This is a genomic window from Rhodococcus sp. (in: high G+C Gram-positive bacteria), assembly GCF_049591685.1.
Classification (GTDB): Bacteria; Actinomycetota; Actinomycetes; order Mycobacteriales; family Mycobacteriaceae; genus Rhodococcoides.
Genome location: NZ_JBAWFH010000346.1, coordinates 1 through 1582 on the forward strand (window position 1 = coordinate 1; position 1582 = coordinate 1582).

The 1582-nt window shown below is 63.1% G+C and carries 2 protein-coding genes; both read right to left on the reverse strand.

The genetic code is table 11. The features are described from left to right. Nucleotides 1–135: 135 nt before the first annotated feature. The gene (locus tag WBQ44_RS14550; protein ID WP_495567384.1) at nucleotides 136–597 is read right to left on the reverse strand and encodes an SCO2097 family morphological protein; all 462 of its coding nucleotides are present in this window, start codon (nucleotides 595–597) and stop codon (nucleotides 136–138) included. Nucleotides 598–839: 242 nt separating this feature from the next. Further along, nucleotides 840–1289 (reverse strand): SAV_6107 family HEPN domain-containing protein, encoded by a 450-nt coding sequence (locus WBQ44_RS14555; protein ID WP_495567385.1) that lies wholly within the window; start codon nucleotides 1287–1289, stop codon nucleotides 840–842. Nucleotides 1290–1582: the final 293 nt, after the last annotated feature.

Consider the following 1582-nt stretch of genomic DNA (forward strand, 5'->3'; position numbering starts at 1 on the left):
TGTGGTGGGCACCGCTCTCGTGTCTGCGTATTTACGGCCGGCGACTGTTCGCCGGGTGTTCTTCCGAACCTGGCTACGCCGAGTGATTTTTTGCTCGCCTACGCCGTCCGAAGTGCCGGCGACGGCGCAGTGCGGTCACTCCTGGTCGAACCGCCGTCGGAATCGATCCTCCATGCGGGAAGTGAACCCTCCGCCCTTACGGCCGGGCTTCGACTTCGGACCCGAGGGCCTGGGACCCGAGGGACCCGAGGGACCCGTCGCACCGGGACCCGAGCTGTCGCCCGCCGGCGCCTCGTCTTGCGACGCCGCTGCGCCCTTACGAGATCCACCGAGCAGAAACAGAACGCCGGCCCCGAACATGAAGGCGAAACCGACGAGGCTGATGACCGGGAAGCCACCGGGCTTGAACGGCAGCGCCAGCCCGGCAACGAGTAGAACAAGCCCCAAGACGAACAAGGCGGCCGCTTGAAAGCGACGCTTGCTCGATGCCGTACGCATACGGCCGCTTCTCACGTGAGACGCGAACTTGGGATCCTCGGCGTAGAGAGCGCTCTCGATTTGATCGAGCATGCGCTGCTCGTGCTCGGAGAGTGGCACGGTACCTCCCCCTGCACAGATATTGAAAGTCATTTCGGGGTGCGAAACGACGGGAAGCTGACCTTGGCGGCTACCTGGCGTCAATAATACGAGCAGATTCGACTGCTTACCACCTACTCGGTCCAAGTGTTCCTGAGAATCTGCGAAGTTTCCCAGCACAGGGGCTCGATGCCGCCTCAAAGTAGGGGGTCCTCAACACGGTGGGAAACGCTCGACCGCACCGGCACGTGCACACTCTCGTCTCACGCAGACATCGACCGCGGCCGTAGCGCGACCCTGTCGAGGCGCGAATCGGCCCCGATGCACTCCTCCACGACGTGAAGGAAACGACCGACCTCACGGTAGAAGTCGTCGGCGGCATCCTCGTCTATCGAACGGGAGGCACCGGCCTGCAGTGCCGCTCTCGTCGCGGAGAACGATCGGAAGTACTCGGCCCAGGGCTCCAGTTCAGGAGCAGCCTTGACGAGAAGCACCCAGGCGCTGCGCGAGCGCGCTCGCGACGTCGAAACCGGGGTGGCTTCGAGGATTGCAGCAGCACCACGCAGTGCAGCCATATAGCAGTCAAGAAATTGATCGGACGCGTTTCTTGCCCCCACCGACCCCGACAGCAGAGCATCGGCGCGCCCGAGAAGAACCCTGGCACGTGGCGACACCGGCGGACGTACATCGGCACGGAGAACTTTTGTGGCCATACTCGAACACCTCCCGTTCGATACGCCGTTCGTGCCCGTGGATCCGACACGCCCGGACTCTGACGACGCTCTAGGGTCGGAACCCGGCGAAGCCTCGCTTCCCTCGAGGGCTTCACCGGATCGCCGACATCGAACACCCGTTCGACATATTCAATATAGCTGCGCACACCGACAAGTAGTCAAGGAAAGGTTGAGAACAGTCGCTACCGACGCGGAAACGACCCCCCACCTGGTCGATCTGTCCGCCCAGGAGCTTCGCCGGAAGCTTCCCGAGGCGTTGGCGATCTATGTGG